At 68.0% G+C, this 497-nt stretch carries 2 protein-coding genes; both read left to right on the top strand.

Annotated features, from left to right (window positions below; translation table 11 throughout):
* The coding region (locus J5M73_RS31155) for a pantoate--beta-alanine ligase (RefSeq protein ID WP_207816907.1) at window positions 1-211 on the top strand (211 nt) is incomplete at its 5' end.
* A 52-nt stretch (window positions 212-263) separates the two neighbouring features.
* On the top strand, window positions 264-497 hold a 234-nt coding region (panD, locus tag J5M73_RS31150; RefSeq protein ID WP_207816905.1), incomplete at its 3' end, for an aspartate 1-decarboxylase.

Raw genomic sequence — 497 nt, 5'->3', positions numbered from 1 at the left:
GCTGGGCGGCGAGCGCGATCTCGCGGCGATCGAGCAGCGCGCGCTCGCGCACCTCGCCGCGCGCGGCTGGAAGCCCGATTACGTGTCGATCCGCCGGCGCGCGAACCTCGTCGCGCCGAGCGCGGCGCACATCGAAGCGGGCGAGCCGCTCGTCGTGCTCACGGCCGCGAAGCTCGGCGCGACGCGCCTCATCGACCATCTGGAAATCTGACGGCCGGCCACGCAGCCGCCGCCTTTCGTCTGGTAGCACCAAGGGAGCCATCATGCAGCGCCACATGCTGAAATCGAAGATCCACCGCGCGGCGGTCACGCACTGCGAGCTGCATTACGAAGTCTCGTGCGCGATCGACGAGGACTTGCTCGAAGCGGCGAACATCGTCGAGAACGAGCGGATCGACATCTGGAACGTCAACAACGGCGAGCGCTTTTCGACGTACGCGATCAAGGGCGAGCGCGGCAGCGGGATGATTTCGCTGAACGGCTCGGCCGCGCTCGCC

Source organism: Pseudomonas sp. 50_B, from assembly GCF_017491625.1.
GTDB lineage: Bacteria > Pseudomonadota > Gammaproteobacteria > Pseudomonadales > Pseudomonadaceae > Aquipseudomonas > Aquipseudomonas danubii.
This window is presented reverse-complemented; position numbering and strand designations above follow the sequence as displayed.